This is a genomic window from Pseudomonas boreofloridensis, from assembly GCF_030580795.1.
In the GTDB taxonomy this organism is placed as follows: Bacteria; Pseudomonadota; Gammaproteobacteria; order Pseudomonadales; family Pseudomonadaceae; genus Aquipseudomonas; species Aquipseudomonas boreofloridensis.
Window position 1 is genome coordinate 364,690 of the sequence record NZ_JAUQOQ010000001.1, and the last position, 18,828, is coordinate 383,517.

The 18,828-nt window shown below is 54.4% G+C and carries 12 protein-coding genes and 3 pseudogenes; 12 read left to right on the forward strand and 3 right to left on the reverse strand.

All coding sequences use genetic code 11. From position 1 onward, the window contains the following. Positions 1-124: 124 nt before the first annotated feature. From Q6A47_RS01590 to Q6A47_RS01600, 3 genes are all read right to left on the reverse strand, one after another. Positions 125-1,255 carry an anti-phage protein gene (locus Q6A47_RS01590; RefSeq protein WP_304482730.1) on the reverse strand — a complete coding sequence of 377 codons (1,131 nt, stop codon included), beginning with the start codon at positions 1,253-1,255 and terminating at the stop codon, positions 125-127. After that, on the reverse strand, positions 1,248-2,408 hold the full coding sequence (locus tag Q6A47_RS01595) for a nucleoid-associated anti-phage protein (RefSeq protein ID WP_304482731.1): 1,161 nt from the start codon (positions 2,406-2,408) through the stop codon (positions 1,248-1,250). The genes Q6A47_RS01590 and Q6A47_RS01595 overlap by 8 nt, the downstream gene beginning before the upstream one ends. Before the next feature lie 470 nt (positions 2,409-2,878). After that, positions 2,879-4,000 (reverse strand): tyrosine-type recombinase/integrase, encoded by a 1,122-nt coding sequence (locus Q6A47_RS01600; RefSeq protein WP_304482815.1) that lies wholly within the window; start codon positions 3,998-4,000, stop codon positions 2,879-2,881. Positions 4,001-4,093: 93 nt separating this feature from the next. On the opposite strand from Q6A47_RS01600, the gene dusA reads away from it, so the two are divergent. The 12 genes and pseudogenes from dusA to Q6A47_RS01655 all read left to right on the forward strand — a co-directional run bounded on the left by dusA (position 4,094) and on the right by Q6A47_RS01655 (position 18,826). Continuing rightward, positions 4,094-5,113 (forward strand): tRNA dihydrouridine(20/20a) synthase DusA, encoded by a 1,020-nt coding sequence (gene dusA, locus Q6A47_RS01605; protein ID WP_304482732.1) that lies wholly within the window; start codon positions 4,094-4,096, stop codon positions 5,111-5,113. Positions 5,114-5,251: 138 nt separating this feature from the next. Beyond that, entirely contained in the window at positions 5,252-6,178 is a 927-nt protein-coding gene (gene tal / locus Q6A47_RS01610; protein ID WP_029613010.1) for a transaldolase, read from the forward strand. A 70-nt stretch (positions 6,179-6,248) separates the two neighbouring features. Next, positions 6,249-7,196, forward strand: a pseudogene (locus tag Q6A47_RS01615) (alkaline phosphatase family protein); the annotation flags it as partial. Between the two features lie 374 nt (positions 7,197-7,570). Beyond that, on the forward strand, positions 7,571-10,381 hold the full coding sequence (locus Q6A47_RS01620; protein WP_304482733.1) for a tetratricopeptide repeat protein: 2,811 nt from the start codon (positions 7,571-7,573) through the stop codon (positions 10,379-10,381). Between the two features lie 629 nt (positions 10,382-11,010). Next, on the forward strand, positions 11,011-11,277 hold the full coding sequence (locus Q6A47_RS22910; RefSeq protein WP_369811405.1) for an antitoxin Xre/MbcA/ParS toxin-binding domain-containing protein: 267 nt from the start codon (positions 11,011-11,013) through the stop codon (positions 11,275-11,277). Positions 11,278-11,468: 191 nt separating this feature from the next. Further along, positions 11,469-12,005 (forward strand): annotated as a pseudogene (locus tag Q6A47_RS01625) (AbrB family transcriptional regulator); the annotation flags it as partial. A gap of 44 nt (positions 12,006-12,049) precedes the next feature. Further along, positions 12,050-12,310 carry a LysR family transcriptional regulator gene (locus Q6A47_RS01630; protein ID WP_304482734.1) on the forward strand — a complete coding sequence of 87 codons (261 nt, stop codon included), beginning with the start codon at positions 12,050-12,052 and terminating at the stop codon, positions 12,308-12,310. 134 nt (positions 12,311-12,444) lie between these two features. Further along, the gene (locus Q6A47_RS01635; protein ID WP_304482735.1) at positions 12,445-13,722 is read left to right on the forward strand and encodes a HEPN/Toprim-associated domain-containing protein; all 1,278 of its coding nucleotides are present in this window, start codon (positions 12,445-12,447) and stop codon (positions 13,720-13,722) included. Between the two features lie 179 nt (positions 13,723-13,901). Further along, positions 13,902-15,287: pseudogene (locus tag Q6A47_RS01640) on the forward strand (acetolactate synthase large subunit); the annotation flags it as partial. 430 nt (positions 15,288-15,717) lie between these two features. Further along, positions 15,718-17,031 carry a GTPase-associated system all-helical protein GASH gene (locus Q6A47_RS01645; RefSeq protein ID WP_304482736.1) on the forward strand — a complete coding sequence of 438 codons (1,314 nt, stop codon included), beginning with the start codon at positions 15,718-15,720 and terminating at the stop codon, positions 17,029-17,031. Positions 17,032-17,203: 172 nt separating this feature from the next. Next, complete coding sequence (locus tag Q6A47_RS01650; protein WP_304482738.1) at positions 17,204-17,989, forward strand: TRAFAC clade GTPase domain-containing protein; 786 nt, start codon at positions 17,204-17,206, stop codon at positions 17,987-17,989. Positions 17,990-17,992: 3 nt separating this feature from the next. Beyond that, on the forward strand, positions 17,993-18,826 hold the full coding sequence (locus Q6A47_RS01655; protein WP_304482739.1) for a TRAFAC clade GTPase domain-containing protein: 834 nt from the start codon (positions 17,993-17,995) through the stop codon (positions 18,824-18,826). The last annotated feature ends 2 nt before the right edge of the window (positions 18,827-18,828 follow it).

The window sequence follows — 18,828 nt, forward strand, 5'->3', positions numbered from 1 at the left end:
AAAAAGATTGGTAAATAGTAGGTACATGAACTCTAGTGAAATTGTAGTTCTAATTCTACGTCTACGAAACCCCTTTTACTACCAAGCTCCGTTCCCATGGAGGTTTGAGATCTCAGGTGGCTGATTAAGGGGTCTCTAAATATCGCTTTAGCAGAATCAGGCTTACTAGTAAAAATACAAGATAGCACACGCGATTTAGAACACGAAGTTTGGACTTGGCGGACTCTGAGGACAATGAGAGATTTCTACGAGAGTCCTCAATTTTTTCCTGGATATCGTCCACACCGACAACGACGTTATCGTATTTTTTTGTAGATCGGTCGAACTGCTTCGCAAGCAAGTCGATATGACTGACCACATTATTATTAAGAGAGGTTATCATCCAAGTAGAAATGACCAGACCCACAATTATGACTAGGTAGTCCCATGGAGTCGTGGCCGGTTTCAAGATTGCCCCGACTGCAACAATACCGCCTGGAACAGCAAACGCTTTAGTTTGCTGAGCCATAATGGAGTCCTGAATTTTCCCCAAAAAGCTAACGCAATCACTTTCAATTTCAGTAAGTATTTTATTTACTGAAAATTTACTAACATAAACCTTATAGCGCTCATTATACTTTTTATAGAATTTTGAAACAAACTCCATTAGCAGCCGCAGATTGCATTCTTTTTCGTCCTTAAAGATATCTGCCAGAGTTTCGCGCATTACATGGCGCCGTTCCTCGCAATGAACATCTTCATCAGCCATAACCGCTGCATGCATTTTTTGAGCGTCTTTTAAGCCCTTCTCCCCAGCATCTATGGCCATTAGCTCGTCACATGTCATTAGATAAGAAATTTCCAACTTTGTTAGAAGTGATTCTTTTGAGCTGAAAAAAATATACTTGTGGGTTTGACTGTCATCACCTTCACTGTGGCACAGTGTTTTGAGCGTCTCTCTAAGTAAAAAGTACAAGTCTATCAGTCGGGAAACTGATATTTGCTGGTCTTCAGTCAAGCCGATAACGTGAATGCGCTCGGGCTTTCTACTGCGCGTCCGTACCGCATGCCACATTGCTTCGGTTGTGGCAAAAAAAGGCACGAAAGAGGCGTCCCAAGCCGAAGGCGCGGTGAGGCAAAGATCTGTCCCGAAGAGCTCCAATTTCTCAGGGTCATGGCACCCATGCTCTTTCAGAAACGCAAATATATCTGCCATTTCTATAGACCGCGTGTCAAGAATGAGCTGGTCATCCTCGAGAGAAATACGATCAATCATCATTGGAGTCCGAAGCCGGCTTACCAGCATTGATACTTCTTAACTGGTTGGATATTTCTACAGGCAGTTTGACCTTCAAATATACGAAATCCTTATCAACGCTAAGATCTGCATCATTCTCACCAACGGCTACGGCACCCAGCTTGAACCGTCCATCAAACTCTCCCGATGGGAGTTTGAGATTTGTAAAACCCATGCTTTTCGCAGTCATTCCAGAAGGTTGAAACTCTTCGCTTACCTTGAAGCGCTCAGAATTTTCTGCGATAAATTTAACCAGTCCGCCGTGATGAGGCGAACCTTCTTTCAGACACTTATCTATAACGTGCTGGATTTCTGAAAGATGGACGCGCTCTCCTGCTTTACCTTCAATATATTCCACGACCCGCTTATGGATGTTGCGCTTTTCTGTGAAGGATAGGCTACTTGCTTGTTCCAAGAGGTATGCACTCAGCGCGTTTTTTAGGTTATCTACACAAACCTTTCCAGGAATAGAATCTGAACAACCCAACGCAACAGTGAAGAACTCGCTTTTTGAATTTCCTTTAAAAAAGTACAAGTAAGAATCGCCAGCATTTCTAGGAAATCCTCTCTTAAATTCTGTCAAATCCATACAGGCAGCTTGACGGAAGTCCTGCAAGTTCAGACTTTCCGAATTTTTCGGATTTAGCGTGCTATCATTATCAAAGTCATATCCAGCTTGCTTGCCCAGCATGACAATCAGAATGTGATCCACCTGGTGGTGATCTTGATAGTGCGAAAAAACTACGTAGCCTTCACTCAATGATCGGCGCGCAGGATCGTTTGCTTCATCGCAGATTCGTTCCATTACGCCATTAACAAATGTATCGAACTCGAGATCTTCGGCATATTTTGAGAAATTAGCAGCAGCTGAAAGCATTTTAGGATCTACGTATCCATAGATCCTTCCTGTCCTGGAGAACTTTTTACCAATCTGATTTACAAAGTCAACACATACCGGTGAACTGAGGTCCCAATTTTCACCTTTATTACTATCATAAAAACTCAGACCACCAAGTGTTTTCTTGAAAAATTTTGCTGCACAAGCGTTTAAAACAACTAGCCGTTTCACCTCAGGAGTCGAAGCCTCTGCTACTTTGAGCGACTGGGGTGTAAGTGATTTTTGATCATCCATGATTGATTTATCCGTGGTCATTTAAAATGCCGAACGTTTGCCGTCAGCTGGGAGCCCACGATGGTAGCACAGTGCCCGTACTGGAACGCCTACCACGCGAGCGCTCCACTGTGCCAGGTCTTTGCAGCGTCGCTAGCGTCATCGCCGCTCAGGTACTAATGTCATATCATCACTTGCTTCCCAGACACGAGCAATTCAGGCGCTCTCACCGTTTCTGTCTGATGGCGGGAGGTGCGCCGCTTTCACCAATCAGTCCAGCGCCTAGGAAGCTCAACTCTATTTCACCCGCTTCATCTCGGTTGATCTGCTCAACCTGAGTTGAATGTAGTACGACACATTTTTGGTTGATTGCCACTCATAGCCCCCGGTAGCTACTGATGACAATCAGCCGGTCGGGACTGGCCACAATCGCAACGGAGCGGATGCCTGCCACAACTGTGCACTCATAAAGGTAGCCGTTATCCATCCGTCTATACAGCCCGAGCGCCAAGCTTAACCGGCGCCTGAATGATCGGATCCAACCACTTCCAGCCTCTATACACATCCCCCCGCCCACGCAAATGGGTATACCGCCGTAGCGAGTTCCAATCACGGTGACCAGATACGCTTGAGACCCTCGGTATGTCCCAGTCCATTTCAAACAACCGACTCACCCCTTCGTGACGTAAGTCGTGGAAATGCAAATCCTCTATCCCTTTGATCTTGCAAGTCTTCGACCAGGCTGTGCCGATTGAATCCGCGTTGTAGGGGAAGATCTCGCGACACTCTCGGGGCATGCTCTGTACGATGAGCCACGCTTCATTCGGCAAGTGACACCAGACATCGTTGCCGATCTTCTGACCAGGGTTTTTCATGTCCCGCACCTTCACTGCCTGGCGGTGCTCATCCAGGTCTTCCCACAGGATGCGGGTGATCTCGTCCATCCTTCTTGTCGAGAAGATCGCAAACGCCACCACCTTAGGCATATGAATAGCGGTGGGCCTACGCTTCAGCATCTCGAAGAAATGCTCGAGAACCTTGTCAAGCTCATCCATTGTCGGACGTCGATCCCGCTCGCGGCTGCGCATGTTGTAGCCGAACTGTTTGAGGACTAGACGAGCGTCAGGCATAGCTCGCGCGTCGATCTGGTAGCCCCACGCTGCCCTGGCCAGCGACAGGACCGAACCAAGGTGAGCCAAGTCATTACCCGCCGTCTGCGGTTGGACTCCGCCACCGTCGGGGCTCATTCGCCATAAGGCGTAGTCGACTAGAACCTGCTGGGTGATATTGGAGTCGACAATTTCGGCAAGGTAGGTTTTCTGAATGGCCTTAAGTGTCTGTCGCTTGGTCACACCCAGCGGCCGGGCTTTCTCCGCCTCTATAAGATACCGGTCAATCATCGCCTTGATCGGATGCCCCACGCGGTTCGCCCGCTCGATGGCGCCCGGCTCCGACAATTCGGTCTCGCGTCGCTTCGCCCAGGCCACAGCTGCCTGTTTGCGGGCGAACGTCTGGCTCTCTTGGTAGACTGTGACCTTGTCGCGGTTGATGCGAATCTGGACGGTGTAGCTGGTGGTGCCATCGGCTTTCTTGCGCAGTCGGATCGTTGCCATAGTAAATTGGTACACGTCTTCGGTCGATTGGTACATTGTACCAAGCGCTTGGTAAAAACGCCCCGAAACCCCCGAAAAACGGTACGAAACACGTTGAACGAAAACACTTCAAAATCAGGCGCTAGACCAGAAACCACGCGCCCTGAGCCGTCACGCCGCTTTAGCGTCGCCCCCATGATGGACTGGACCGACCGCCACTGCCGGTATTTCCTGCGCCTACTCTCGCGCCACGCCCTGCTCTACACCGAAATGGTCACCACCGGCGCCCTGCTGCACAACGACGCCGCCCGTTTCCTGCGCCACGACGTGTCGGAGCACCCGCTGGCCCTGCAACTGGGCGGCAGCAACCCTGCCGAACTGGCAGCCTGTGCGCGCCTGGCGCAAGAGGCCGGCTACGACGAGGTCAACCTCAACGTCGGCTGCCCCAGTGATCGGGTGCAGAACAACATGATCGGCGCGTGCTTGATGGGCCACCCCGCGCTGGTGGCCGAGTGCGTGAAGGCGATGATCGACACAGTGCAGATTCCGGTGACGGTCAAGCACCGCATCGGCATCAATGGCCGCGACAGCTACGCCGAGCTGTGCGACTTCGTCGGCCAGGTCCGCGATGCCGGCTGCAAGAGCTTCACCGTGCATGCCCGCATCGCCATCCTCGAGGGCCTATCGCCCAAGGAGAACCGTGAGGTTCCACCGCTGCGCTACGATGTGGCCGCGCAGCTCAAGCGGGACTTTCCCGACCTTGAGCTGATACTCAACGGCGGAATCAAAACACTAGAGGAATGCCACGAGCACCTTCAGACCTTCGATGGCGTGATGCTAGGACGCGAGGCGTATCACAATCCTTACCTGCTGGCCGAGGTGGATCAGCAGTTGTTCGGCAGCCAGGAATCTGTGGTGAGCCGCAGCGAGGTGATGGAGCGGTTGATGCCGTACCTGGTAGCGCACGTCGAGTCCGGTGGGGCCGTCCATCACATCACTCGACACATCCTCGGCCTCGGCCAAGGCTTCCCAGGGGCGCGGCGCTTCCGTCAGTTGTTGTCGGCGGACATCCACAAGGCCGCAGCGCCCTTGCAAGTCGTGGAACAGGCGGCTCAGTTGCTGCAGGGCCGGTAAGGGGAACCCTGGGCCCGGAGCGCACTCGAACTGGGATTCGCCCTGCGCCCCTCGCGCCCCGGACACCCCTCGTGTTCGGCCTTGAGCGGCTGTCAGGGCTGGGGTAATGTCGAGACACTCACAGGACAGAGCACGCCCATGACTTCCAAGCTGGAACAACTCAAGCAGTTCACCACCGTCGTCGCCGACACCGGAGACCTGGAGGCCATCACTCGCCTCAAGCCGGTCGATGCCACCACCAACCCGTCGCTGCTGCTCAAGGCCGCCGCCATCGAAGGTTATGCCGACCTGCTCAAGCAGGTGCGCAGCGATGCCAAGGGTGATGTGCAACTGGCGTGCGACAAGTTTTCGGTCGCGGTCGGTGCGGGCATTCTCAAGGTCATTCCGGGTCGCATTTCCACCGAGGTCGACGCGCGCCTGTCGTTCGACGAGCCGGCGCTGCTGAATAAGGCGCGTCAACTGATCGCGCTGTACGAAGCGGCTGGCATCAAGCGCGATCGCGTGCTGATCAAGCTGGCGTCTACCTGGGAAGGCATCCGCGCTGCCGAGAAGCTGGAAAAAGAAGGCATCCAGACCAACCTCACCCTGCTGTTCTCCTTCGCCCAGGCTCAGGCCTGCGCCGATGCCGGAGTGTTCCTGATCTCGCCGTTCGTAGGTCGTATCTACGACTGGTACAAGAAGAGCACCGGCAAGGAATACACCGGTGCCGAGGATCCAGGTGTGCAATCGGTCACGCGCATCTACGACTACTACAAGACCAACGGTTACGACACCGTGGTCATGGGCGCCAGCTTCCGCAACGTTGGGCAGATCGAGCAACTGGCTGGTTGCGACCGACTCACCATCAGTCCGGAACTGCTGCAACAACTGAGCGACGACCAAGGCGAGCTGCCGCGCATCCTCAAGCCGGGATCTGCCGGCGAAGCCAAGCAGGTACTGGACGAAGGCCAGTTCCGCTGGGCGATGAACGAAGATGCCATGGCTACCGAAAAACTGGCCGAAGGCATCCGTCAGTTCGCACGCGATCAGGAGAAGCTGGAGAAGGTCATGGCGGAGAAAGCCTGATACATCTGCTGATTGTGCAACGGGCGGGAAATACTCAGTATTTTCCGCCCGTTTTGATTTGATGGTCTCGATGAATTCTTCACTGCCCGCAGTCCTCGCCGGCCCTGTGCTTCGACGCTTGGAGTCGCAATGCCTGGCTGTCTGGTTGGTCGGCTCGCGCCCACTGAATCCGCAATTCGTACTGCCAGGCTTACCAATCGAACCCCTACAGCAGTGTCAACGGGTTGCGATGGGGCGCCATGCGTTCGTTCACCTGCTTGAGGTGCAATTCGACGCGCCACTGCCCGAAGACGTCGAACTGGAATACGACCTGCGTCTGGACAACGGCCTGGGTATCGCCGATTGGGCGCCTCACCTGCTCTATCCTGGCAGGCATCTGCCCAATTTCGTGCTGCGCAGACGCGTGGACAACCTGCTCCACGGTTCCTGTCGCAAGCCCCATCATTCTGCGCCCGACGGCCTGCTGTGCGCCGATCGCTTGCTATTGGAGAGCCTGGCACCGCAGCAGCGCCCTGCCCTGCTGCTGATGACGGGCGATCAAGTCTATGCCGACGACGTAGCCGGCCCTACCCTCAAGGCCATCCACGGGCTGGTCGAGTGCTTGGGCCTGTTCGACGAAGCCCTCGACGGCGCGCTGGTCAACAGCGGCGAGGCTCTGTATCGCCACCCGGCAGGCTACTACCACCGCGCCGACCTGCTGCCGTCACACGAGGGCAACGAGCCGCTGCGGCGCCGCTTTTTCCGTGGCAAGCGCAAGCCGATCTTTTCCTCGAGCAATGCCGACAACCACCTGGTGACGTGGGCGGAAGTCATGGCCATGTATCTCTTGGTGTGGTCGCCGACGCCTTGGACGCTGATCTCGCTCGTGATGCCAGAAGGCCTGTCGGCTGAAGATCGGCAGCGCTATCAAGCTGAACAACCCCTGATCGAAGACTTCCGCGACGGACTTGACCACGTGGCACGGGTGATGGCGCATCTGCCATGCCTGATGATCTTCGATGATAGTCCGAACGTAGATGTGCTGGCGGCTTAATCTATACGTAACCCAAAAATGGACAACACTCTGAACATCAGGTTGTCCGCAAGCGAACCAAGACGCTCACTAACCCGCGTGGTGAGCTTCCGCACTTTTTCTTCCAGCGTCTGACGTGCTGGTCGATGTGCATGCCGGCGCATGCTTCGACCTATCTGGCATGTCGGCCTGCCCAAAGACCAAGCTAGCTACGAAGAGGGGCAGGCTCGAGCTAAATGGCACCGTTTGATCAAAATGGTGCGCCACGCTCGCTTGCTCATTAGCCCCCAAGTGACAACATTTTAAAAACACAAGCGAAGACATAACCAAAAGGTTAATATCCGAAGCAACACGCCACTGGTTTAAGTGAGGGAATATTTATGTCCGAACTGATCAAGAAGCGAGTCGTTAAGGACCTTATCGACGAGCTAGCTGACCTTGATGCTACAGGCCTAGAGCTGGTTGGCCACAAGGTGATAGAGACACTCGAGGGACAAACCCTCGTACATCACGGAATTAATAAAGATTACAAACCTGTTGGCTATACGGTTGATACATTCTCCCAGGACTTCACGATTGTTGGCGAGTACAGCACCGAGTCCGGCTATTTCGAGGACTCTTCTGGTAGAAAAAAAGAGAACAGGTTCGACAAGATCGAAAAAGACATAAAACACGCAATTGAAAAAAGCGGAAAAAATCCTCCGAAAAGAATTTATCTTGTTACATCCGAGGAAGAACCGGCATCGTTTCGCGGAAATTTTAATAAATCAAAAATAAGTGAAGAAACCCGCAGCAGCATTCACTTCCTAGATGCACGCGAACTAGCAAAGTCCATATTTCAATCCGCCCTGGATAACTCGCAAGCAGCTGACTTTTACCGAAACTATCTTCCAGATTTCTCACAAAACCTAGACCGTTATGAATACTATGGCCGGGTTCCCTCGACCTGCGCCCACCATCAGACCGAGCAATCTTTTATTGATGCCATGCGACAGCACTTTGCCACTGGAGCAGAGGTGTGCGTTTTACATGGACTGAGCGGCTCTGGCAAAACACAGGCCGCTATCGACTTTGTCCAAGCAGTACTTTCAGAGTTTGGAAACTACCTGTGGATTTCAGGCGGCGACTGGCCTGATGACACCTCTCTTACAGCGATTAAGCGTTCGAGAGGCGGTTCAGCGATGAACGTTGCCGGGGTATTCAATTCCACAAAAACGCTGCTAGTCATCGATGATCTTAATAGAGCAGTTGCACCCAACTCTTTCTCTGATCTTCAGCGTGGATTTGACCTGGGTGGGCGCGTTCTAGTGACCTCTCAAATCGGTACACCCCACAGCATAATTCACCTACAGCTTCCGCTAATGTCAGTAGCTACGGCTTTTCAGATTCTTGGCGAAAACGAAAGTACAGCAAGCGAAACCTGTAAGCAATTCGTGGAATCCTGTCGATTCTGCCCCCTTATTCTCTCACTCACAAGGGAAGTCGCCAAAGTCGACGACATCCCCTCTGACGACCTCTATCAAGAAATTCTTCAAGATCCGAAAACCGTCCACGAGAACGACGGCGGCAATGTGATGGAGCGCGTTCTACGCAGACTGAGTAAGGAGAATCGCCAAGCGCTGCAGAAGATAGCAGATAGCGGGTGCACTACGTACGATGCTCAATTCCTTAGGGCTTTCATTGGGATCAACGCACGAGCGTCACTACAAACTCTCGGGATTCTAAACCGTACGGCGGCAACGGCTACACTGACCGTTCATGATTTGATATGCCGTGTATCTCGGTCAAACTCACAACCTAGCCACGACTTGGCCCAGGCTATCGCGCGCTACGTGGATCAAAAGCGGGGGGAAATGACCCCAAGCGTGCTCAGGCAAATCCACCTCGCAGGAGATCAACTACAAGCAGCGTATGACGCAGGTTGTGATGCGCAGCAAGCGGGTTGGCTAACTTACTCCCTCCTGCAGCTAGGAAATTCCTCTCGTACGAAGCTGATCCCCAACCTGCAAGCCATGGCACTTAGGCCCGACATCCAGATTGCTGAGTTGCTTTGCATCGTGGACGCGAGAGAGGCCGCCGCTTATGAACTCGAGAAGGAAGCGCGCTCAGCTTTTTACAGGAACTGCGCAGAAGACTTCGGCACTTTGGCCCAAGTCACAAATGATCCGGACGTGCGAGCCGAGATGCTTCACCACCAAGGTAAAGCGCTTCGGCGTTGTGGGGAAATCGCCGCTGCTTTAACCTGTTTCAGAGAGCTACTATCTGAGCGGCCCGAATGGCATGCTACATATGGGCAAATCGCACATCTTGGGACACAAAACGATGCTACTGCGGACGCAAAGCTTGAGGGCGATGCAGCCATTCGTCGCCTAGTCGCGGATGTAGAACGCGACCTTTATGCAGTACCTTTGCGCGTATCACTGGCCGCTTTAAGCCGGCTTCGCTCTTATTCAGAAGTCAGCGATGAAATCAAAGCGAATCCTGATATCGTTAAGCAATTCGGCGATGTCGTGACATTGTCTGCTATAGAAGGCTTTGACCAATTCTATGAAGCCTTCCTGGCGCTCACTGCACTGTTCGGATATCGGCATGGAGAGGCATGCCTCGCTGTAGCTGAAATATTCCCAGATATGCTCGCCATTTATCCGAACACAGTAGACCCTCGCCAGTGGGTGAACGCGTGCGAAGCACTTGCTAATGTATCAATAGTCGCTGCACGCAGCGGCAACCGGGGACTCGCCAACAAACTCGAGCATACGATGAGGGCCTTCGCAGCCGAGCTAATCCGGACTTCTGGAAGCAAACCATATATCGCTAGGGTTCTAGCGAAGACCTTTTTAGCGATTGGCGATCCGAGCGCAGCGCTAGAAGCAGCAAATCGAATTGAGACCCAAAAGGATCATTGGTTACTATACCAGAAAGCCAAGGCCGAGCTTGCGCTGGGTCAGTCTGGGCCTGCGTCTATCACCGCCAAGCAAGCATTCGATGCAGCGGCTGTAGACTCGAAGGGAAAAGCGAGGCTGGCGATTTATCACGACCTAATGAGCCAGTGCCAAGAGGCTTGCGGCTCGCTACCCGACGCACTAGTTTGCGCAGAAATGGCACGAGCTTCTGTCAAGGACGATAAGTATGGAGAGCAGCTAGACAGAAGAATTGCGTATCTGAAAAGATGCTTGGAAAACACTGACTGACTACAATCAGGACGCGCTAAAGCCCTGGCGAGGCGAGTAAGGATCTTAGTTAATTTAATCTTAGCTGACCCGCTAATCTTCCTATTCGCTGCTAGCACAATGCTTGAGGCACTCGGTGTCTCAAGCATCTAATCAGCTCCACCCGCTTGAATACTGTCGGGCATCACCCAATCGAATTTGCGTGGAAGGGGCTGCTGCGTTACAGCAAGGAGGCCGGTGCGTTAGGCATGTCGGGCATCTCATAAGCAGAAGGCGACCTAGGGAGCTACGCTAGGAAAGGCTGCCGTCACACCTATACACGATCATAACTGTCGTACCGATAGTGAATGCAGCCCACCGCGAGCGCCAAGCTGTCCTGGTCAGCGTAACCAAGGTTTGCGAGGCCCTAACAGTTGTAGCTGGTGTCCCCTGGCCCTACCGGCGGAGATATGCGATGAAGGGTCGACGGAAAATAAAGACTGACAGATGGCCTCTAAAACTGACAATTGAAGACGGCGCATGAGAGCTTCTGCTTGCTCGATCCGAGAAGCAAGGAGGATTGCTCGACATTGCCGCGAAAAATGGCAAAAAATGGAGCGCGCTGGGCGACTTTGTGGCTGAAAGGCAGGATTCACATTCGAGGGGTGCACATGAACAAAACTGTAATCATCGCGATTTGCCCCATTGCACCATTGGGTTGCTGGAGCCTCGTCCACCGGTGTTTCGTGGGAAGGTGCCAGCAGGCATTAGCACTAGCTACGCATGTGCTTGGATCTCGAACGCTTGCCGTGCTCTGGCTGTACAAACCCGCCATTGGACTAGCACATCAAGTGCCTTGCAGCATACTGACGACTAGAGCGGGCTATGAACGAGTGAGCACGCTTTTGGGGCGAATTGAGCATTGTGTATACATTTAACGCCTCAAGCCTGGGGCAGACGCGCAATAAGCGGTTCTATGGCGCCGACTCGTTCATCAGCAGCCTATCGCCTTAACCAAGGGGATCTACGGATCGAGCTCAGCATTTACAAATTTAAGCAATCAACAGGTAGCGCACGTCCGCCTCATTACGACCTCAACCTCCCACACATTTCGTAGGCTTGGGCGTTCGGCCCCATGCTGGCATGTGCCATTTTCACCATCGTTTTTGATCTCCACCTGAGCCTTCCTACATGGCTTAGTAAATTCGGGCAGTTACTGCTCGGCTGTTCCTTGGGCTCCTATTTCGATCGCTCATTCTTTCGCAGTGCCCCAAGCTTTCTGGCCAAGGTCCTACTGATAACGATCGCTGCAATAGGCGTCGCCTTTGGGGCCGGGTGGGTCATGGGCACCGAGAAGGCCGTCAAATCCATGCAGCTCAGTAACGCCCGCTCCCAAGAGGTGCTAATCAAAGCAGAACAGGCAAGCACTGCCCTGGAAAGCATCGTCGAAAACAGCAATGAGATCAGTCGTCAAAACCTTCAGATCACGACAGCAACCGAAGAGCAGGCTCGTGTCGCAAGCGCCGTAGACCAGAACATTCTGACCATACGTAACGTCTCTGTTCAGACCTCAGAGGGGGCGAAGCAGGTCACCACCGCCTCCCAATCCCTTGCTGAATTAGCTACGGATTTGCACGCTATGGTTAAGAAATTCCGCACGGACTAGCCATCTAGACTGGCTATCAGCAGCGCGATGCGAAGGAACGACAGATGCGCAATTTTGACTTGAACCTGCTTCGTGCACTGAGGGCTCTACTGGAAAAGCGGGATGTCCAAGCGGCAGCCATGCACATTGGAGTGCCTTCGACCGCCATGGATGCCATGTTGACGCGATTACGGGAGGCCTTGTGTGACCCTCTGTTGATTCAGAGTACTAATGGGACTGTGGTGACCGAACGAGCAAAGCTGATAGCCGAAGGCGTGGAGCGGATCTTTGAAGAGCTCGACAGATTGCTAGCGCCTTCAAGATGAAGCCGTGAGACCACGACCAGTAAAGTTTGCAAGGCGTCGAGTAAACTGGTTGTCATATGGACTCTTCAGCGTGCCCGGTTTCCCTGGCCTGCTGGCCACTGTTTAGAGAAGCCAACCCTAGGATCTGATTCCGAATGAGCACACCAATCACCCTTTCCGTGGGCGGCATCGATCTCACTTACAACACCGGATACATGGGCATGGATCATGGCATGCTGTATCAGGAAAAAGATCGCCAGTACCGCGGCCGCGATAGCCTCGACGGCGATGGTTTTGCCCAGACAGACGATCACCTGCGGCAGCAAGATTTGTGTTTTTGCCGAACGCTGGGCTCTACGGTTTCACGTCTGGAGCTGCTCGGATACACGTTGGCGGCGGTCAAGTCGGAGTATGAGAAGCACGTTTCGATCGACCACGATCTGTTCGATGCATTTGAAGCCAGGCCCGAGCGATTGACGTTCGATCAATTCGTCGACTTCATCAAGATTCACTCTGTCCGGGACCTCAACAACGAATATGTCAGTGACTACGATGCTCAACATGCGCAGGGCCGAGGCCGCTTTGCCGATGATCCATCTGTGCCACTGCTACCGAGCGGAGAGTTTGACAGTGATCTCGGTGGCTATTCTGAGCGAAGCCATTTTGGCTCTCTGATTGCCTTCTTGAGTCCATACGCCACCCTGCGCATCCTTGCCGAAAATCCTACCAACCAAACCTTGGACGTTGTCTGGGATTATGGAAATTTCGTTCATGCCGGATGGGCTAAGAATGAGGACTTCTACGCCGGAGCCCGCCGAACACAGACTTTCCTGATAGCGACGGAGGGGACCTCAGACATCCACATCTTGAAGCATGGCTTGTCGCTACTGCGGCCGGATATGGAGGACTTTTTTCGTTTCATTGATAACAAGGAACGCCACCCCTTTTCCGGTACGGCCAGCCTGGCAAAATTTGCCGAAGGGCTTGTGAGGATAGACGTCCACAATCAAGTCATTTTTCTCTTTGACAATGACGCCGAAGGGATTGAAGCCTTCCAGACACTTGAGCGCTTAACATTCCCTGTGAATATGGGAGCGATGGTTCTCCCCAATCTTGAAGCTTTGCGCGACTTCCCAGCCAAAGGACCGGGGGGTGTTGTGAATGCTGATATCAATGGCTGCGCAGCAGCCATCGAATGCTATCTCGACCTAAATCTGAAAGGCCGCCCTCCAGCGCAGATAACCTGGACGAATTACAAACATGCGCTGGGCACCTATCAAGGGTCGCTTGACCACAAAGAGACCTACGCCAAGGCGTTCTACAAAGCCACAACCACAGCTATTGAGTCGGGTGCCTACGATGCGAGTAAGCTCCGGGCCGTTATCGACGCATTGTACGAGCAGTGCGTGAAAGTAGCCGCGGCAAAGGCGTAAGCCGTGTACCTCAGATCCAGCTTGCTAGCCCTGCTGAGAAGCTCCCTCCATGCCCAGCAATAACATCTGCAGTAATCGATGAGCCGTCACCTGATACGGTTGCCCTCAGATGCACTCAAGATTTCTTGCTTCAGGGATTGGCCAGAATCACCGGGCTGGCACCTCATTAAAGCCAGCCTTATCTGGGCGGCATGCCGATGATGATGATCACCGGCCAGAAACCGATCAAGAAGTCCAAGCAGGGCCGCTTCCAGATCATCGACGTGTGCGGCATGATGGCCCCCATCACCAAGTACACCCACCAGTTCGCTTCGGCCGACAACATCCCGGCCCGTATGCGCGAAGCGTTCCGCCTGGCTGAAGAAGAAAAGCCGGGCGCCGTGCATCTGGAGCTGCCGGAAGACATCGCCGCCGAGCAGACCGACGCCCTGCCGATCCCGCGCAGCCTGCACCGTCGCCCGCTGGCCGAGCACAAGGCCATCGAAGCCGCCGTGCAGAAGCTGCAGAACGCCCGCAGCCCGATCCTGGTGATCGGCGCCGGCGCCAACCGCAAGATGACCGCCAAGGTCCTCAAGCAGCTGATCGACAAGACCGGTATCCCGTTCATCACCACCCAGATGGGCAAGGGCGTGGTCGACGAGCGTCATCCGCGCTTCTTGGGCAACGCTGCGCTGTCGTCCGGTGACTTCGTGCACCGCGCCGTCGAGGCCGCCGACCTGATCATCAACATCGGTCACGACGTGATCGAGAAGCCGCCGTTCTTCATGGTCCGTGGCGGCACCGAAGTCATTCACATCAGCTTCCGCAGCGCCGAAGTCGATGCCGTGTACTTCCCGCAGGTCGAAGTGATCGGCGACATCGCCAACACCGTCTGGCAGATCGGCGAAGCCCTGAGCGACACCAGCCACTGGGACTTCACCCGCCTGATGGCGATCCGTGAGGCCAACGAAGCGCAGATCGCCGAAGGCGCCGATGACGACCGTTTCCCGGTCTACCCGCAGCGTCTGGTTGCCGACATTCGTCGCGTGCTGCCGTCCGAAGGCATCGTTGCCCTGGACAATGGCATCTACAAGATCTGGTTCGCCCGTAACTACAAGGCGCACAAGCCAAACACCGTGCTGCTCGACAACGCCCTGGCGACCATGGGCGCCGGCCTGCCATCGGCCATGGCCGCGCACCTGGTGTACCCGGACCGTCTGGTGATCTCGGTATGAGGCGACGGCGGCTTCATGATGAACAGCCAGGAGCTGGAAACCGCAGTGCGCCTTGGCATGCATATCACCGTGGTGATCCTGCGTGACGACGGCTACGGCATGATCCGCTGGAAGCAAGCCAACATGGGTTTCACCGATTTCGGCCTGGACTACGGCAACCCGGACTTCGTCAAGTACGCCGAAGCCTACGGTGCCAACGGCCACCGTGTGGAAAGCGCCGAAGCCTTCCTGCCGCTGCTGGAGCACTGCATCAAGACCCCAGGCGTGCACGTGATCGACTGCCCGGTTGACTACAGCGAGAACGACCGCATCCTAAACACCGAACTGCGGGCACGGGCTTTGGCGATTTAACATTGAGCGCCCTGAGCATGACGCCATCAACCTCAGGGCGTGTTCTAACTTTACGCACCCCCTTCAAACGGAGCCGGGATAAGGGTGACATTGCGGTACCTCGCAATTTCACCCGAATTCGGCTTCCATCGTGCAACTCCATAAAGACCACGGTGCACTCTGCAAGGGGCTCTGACCGCTCCAAGCGGCAGACTCAGGATGAGCGGCACCGCTAATATTGGGACGGCATCCGTTATGAGCTTCGTGCAGATATACCTAGGTCGATAACTTGAAACCCAGGTGGAGCTCACTCTGACTGATCAGCACGTCACCTGACCAATGAGGGTGGCATAGGGCTGCTGCTATATCGCCACCATTCAAGTGTTATCATAGGAGGTCACAGTCGAGACCAGCTTGCCCCACATTTTGACGAAGGTCGGGAGACCAGGGAATGGAACAAGAATTTTTAATGAGGTTTCTTGAAATTGGCGCTATCGACCTCAAAGGAGATGACACCAAGCTCGAAAAGCTTCGATCCACTGCCAAAGACCTGGCCGCCAGCATTCGAAAAGCGCCATCAAAGATTATTAGCTACACAATGGTGGCGGCCGACCCCAATATCGCGGGCACCGATCCGACCATAGAAGAGGCGATGACGTCCCTCCGTAAGCAGTGGGAGACCGTTGCAAACGCGTTTTCCGCGCGTCCCGTGGGTGTTTTACGTGCCGTCCTTCTGGACGCGATCATGCAAGCAGCTCGCGCAGATGATGCGACTGCCGTTGCCTTCGTGAATACTGCTCGCAACGCGTTGTCTCATGCCGAAACCTCCGATGAAGCTGAGATTTGGCACGAAGCTGTCAGTGAAATCGAGAAAAAAGTCGATGCCCGTGCCGAGGCCGAGTGGGCAACGCCGGAGATGATTACGATAGATCCGTTGCAGTATACGCCGCCTGCTCCTGTGACTACAGATCACAACACTCCCACCGTTGATCAGGTTGCGCTAGGAGAGGAAATCCATTCGGCCTCGTCGCCGTGGGCACCTAAAAACCCAATTCAGCATGGGTCGAACTACCCTCAGCAGTGGGCTGCTGAATTTGCGCCTCGGATGAGCGTCGCCATCGCAAAAGTGTTGGATGAAATGGCCGAGCAGCTTTCGCCCATGCCGGTCGATTTGTCTGGTCCGCTATCTGCGCTGGCGAAGGCTGTCACGGCTCATGTTGACAAGGCTCTTTCCAGTTTCAGCGGTGCGACGGCCGGTCTGCAGCGTCGTACCAATCTGCTTTGGTGGAAGGAGGCACTGTATTCCCCAAGCGCCCACGCGAGCTACCTTGACCTGCCACCTTTCGAGGCCTCTGCGTTGATGGCGCTTGATCTACACGAGCAGGTGCCAACCTATTCTCCAGCGAGCGTCTCGGCATTCCTTCGTGAGGCGATTCGCTGCCTTCCGATCGTCAATGACGAGCATAACAACGGCGAGCGTGACATCGGCAGTCTAGTCGATGACGCTAGAACTATCGGATTCATGCAGCCTTTCCGCTTACTGGCGGCTAAGTACACTTCACAGCCAGCAGGGAGAGGTCCGCTGCTGTCGGTGATTGGACATTTCACAAATGGCGCAATCGATGCCGCAACTTTGCGAACCCTCAGTGGAGTTGACGCTTCCACCCAAATGAGCCCATCAGAATGGGGAACATACCTGTTCCGTGAGCTTCAGAGCGCACGCGCCATGAGTGAAAGCCAAACCAAACGGCCCAAGAAGAACTAAGACGCCCATGGACAGATGCCCACACCCTCACTGTTTCGCTGATGACAACACGACCTGCACGCTGGGCCACATGCGGCACGACCTATGCCCGGAGTGGAAGCGTGGATGCGACAGTGGAATAACTGCTGCGGCTGATTTCGAACAATTGCTCCTCCCATGGAGCGGTCTAGCGATGGGTGAGTCTGACCTCAACTTTGTCAGCGGTAGGATCAAACCCATCACTGTCGGCATCGTAGGGCCTGAAAGCGCAGGTAAGACGACGCTTCTCGGGGCGTTCTATCTGCTGCTGGGACAAGGTGCATTGACTACTGAGACCAATGTGTTTAGCAACTCTTACACGCTGGCGGGATGGGAAGCGGTAGCGACGTACCTGCGCTGGAAGCCGGGACACCGCCCAAGCTTTCCGCCCCATACACCTAGCGGAGCTGCTCGGGCACCCGGCATGCTTCATCTTGGCTTCCGCCGTGAAGACGGTTCGCTACGCGACCTTCTTTTTGCCGATGCGCCTGGAGAGTGGTTTCAGAAATGGGCGATCAACGAACAGGCTGCAGACGCTGAAGGAGCCCGCTGGATTGCTCGACACGCAGACGTCACGCTACTGATTGCTGACCGTCAGGCTCTTTCTGGATCGAAAATGGGGACCGCTAGAAACGACTTTCAGCTTCTTGCCCAGCGTGCAATAGCTGAATCTCGCGGTAGACGCTTGGCACTCGTCTGGACGAAAGGAGATGTCGATGTGGCAGAGGCTATGGAAGCGCAGATTAGAAAGGCCGTGGCGTCACACTCATCTAGCGTCCCAGAGTTCACAGTCAGTGTATCAGCTAGTGCCCAGGTCGACGCTGCAGAGGGCTTCCGGAAGGTATTCGACTGGATTATCTGCACCAAGCGTGCAGGGCTTGAGTTACCCATGACAGAAGTCGGTGGTCACGATCCGCTTTTTAGGTTTGGTAGGAGATAGCTGGTGGCCGCACAACACACCATCTTGTTAGTCGGCGAGTCGAATGTCGGTAAGACTCACTACGGGGCTCAGTTTTTGAAGCGGCTCATGGTGAAGTCTTGCGAGCTTGAAATGACACGCGCTCCGACGAACCTTGAGGCATTCACTACGGCTCTCAGTTGTCTGACTGAGGGGAAGGCTACCGACCACACACCGGCTAACATCTACGTCGAAAGTGTCTGGCCCATTACGGACCAAACCGGTCGTTGTGCGGAGCTGATTTGGCCAGATTATGGCGGCGAGCAGATTCGCAGTCTCGTCACACAACGCCGAATTCCGGACGCCTGGCGCGAGCGAGTAGTAGAGGCCACGGACTGGGTAGTGCTAATTCGACTGCACTCTCTTCGCTCCGAAGAGGACTTGTTCTCGCGACCGCTGCAGTCATTCGCGGCTGTTGAACCACAGGGTGAAGCAGCACACGAGCTCTCAGATCAAGCCAGGACGATCGAGCTTCTTCAAATGTTGCTCTACTTGGCGCAGTTCAATTTAGATCGGCCTCTTCGTAGACCGCGCCTAACCATCTTGCTGAGCTGCTGGGATGAGCTTGATACGACAGAGATACCGAGTGATCTCTTAGCTTCACGACTGCCGATGCTGTGGTCGTTCGTGCGCAGCAATTGGGTGTCGCCTACTGTTTTTGGGCTGTCCGCGCTGGAGCGAGCGCTCAGCAAGACAGATGCGGACCCAGATTATGCAATCCGTGGCCCCGAAGAATTCGGTTATGTAGTGCTACCTAATGGTGTGAAGAACACTGACATTACCCTCCCGATCCAACAGTTGATGGCAGACGGGAGATAGAA

Bases quoted from the DNA above. Each gene is read 5' to 3' on its own strand.
- Q6A47_RS01590 (WP_304482730.1), bottom strand. From the start codon at position 1,255: ATGATTGATCGTATTTCTCTCGAGGATGACCAGCTCATTCTTGACACG.
- Q6A47_RS01595 (WP_304482731.1), bottom strand. From the start codon at position 2,408: ATGGATGATCAAAAATCACTTACACCCCAGTCGCTCAAAGTAGCAGAG.
- Q6A47_RS01600 (WP_304482815.1), bottom strand. From the start codon at position 4,000: ATGGCAACGATCCGACTGCGCAAGAAAGCCGATGGCACCACCAGCTAC.
- tal (WP_029613010.1), top strand. From the start codon at position 5,252: ATGACTTCCAAGCTGGAACAACTCAAGCAGTTCACCACCGTCGTCGCC.
- Q6A47_RS01620 (WP_304482733.1), top strand. From the start codon at position 7,571: ATGTCCGAACTGATCAAGAAGCGAGTCGTTAAGGACCTTATCGACGAG.
- Q6A47_RS22910 (WP_369811405.1), top strand. From the start codon at position 11,011: ATGAACAAAACTGTAATCATCGCGATTTGCCCCATTGCACCATTGGGT.
- Q6A47_RS01630 (WP_304482734.1), top strand. From the start codon at position 12,050: ATGCGCAATTTTGACTTGAACCTGCTTCGTGCACTGAGGGCTCTACTG.
- Q6A47_RS01635 (WP_304482735.1), top strand. From the start codon at position 12,445: ATGAGCACACCAATCACCCTTTCCGTGGGCGGCATCGATCTCACTTAC.
- Q6A47_RS01645 (WP_304482736.1), top strand. From the start codon at position 15,718: ATGGAACAAGAATTTTTAATGAGGTTTCTTGAAATTGGCGCTATCGAC.
- Q6A47_RS01650 (WP_304482738.1), top strand. From the start codon at position 17,204: ATGGGTGAGTCTGACCTCAACTTTGTCAGCGGTAGGATCAAACCCATC.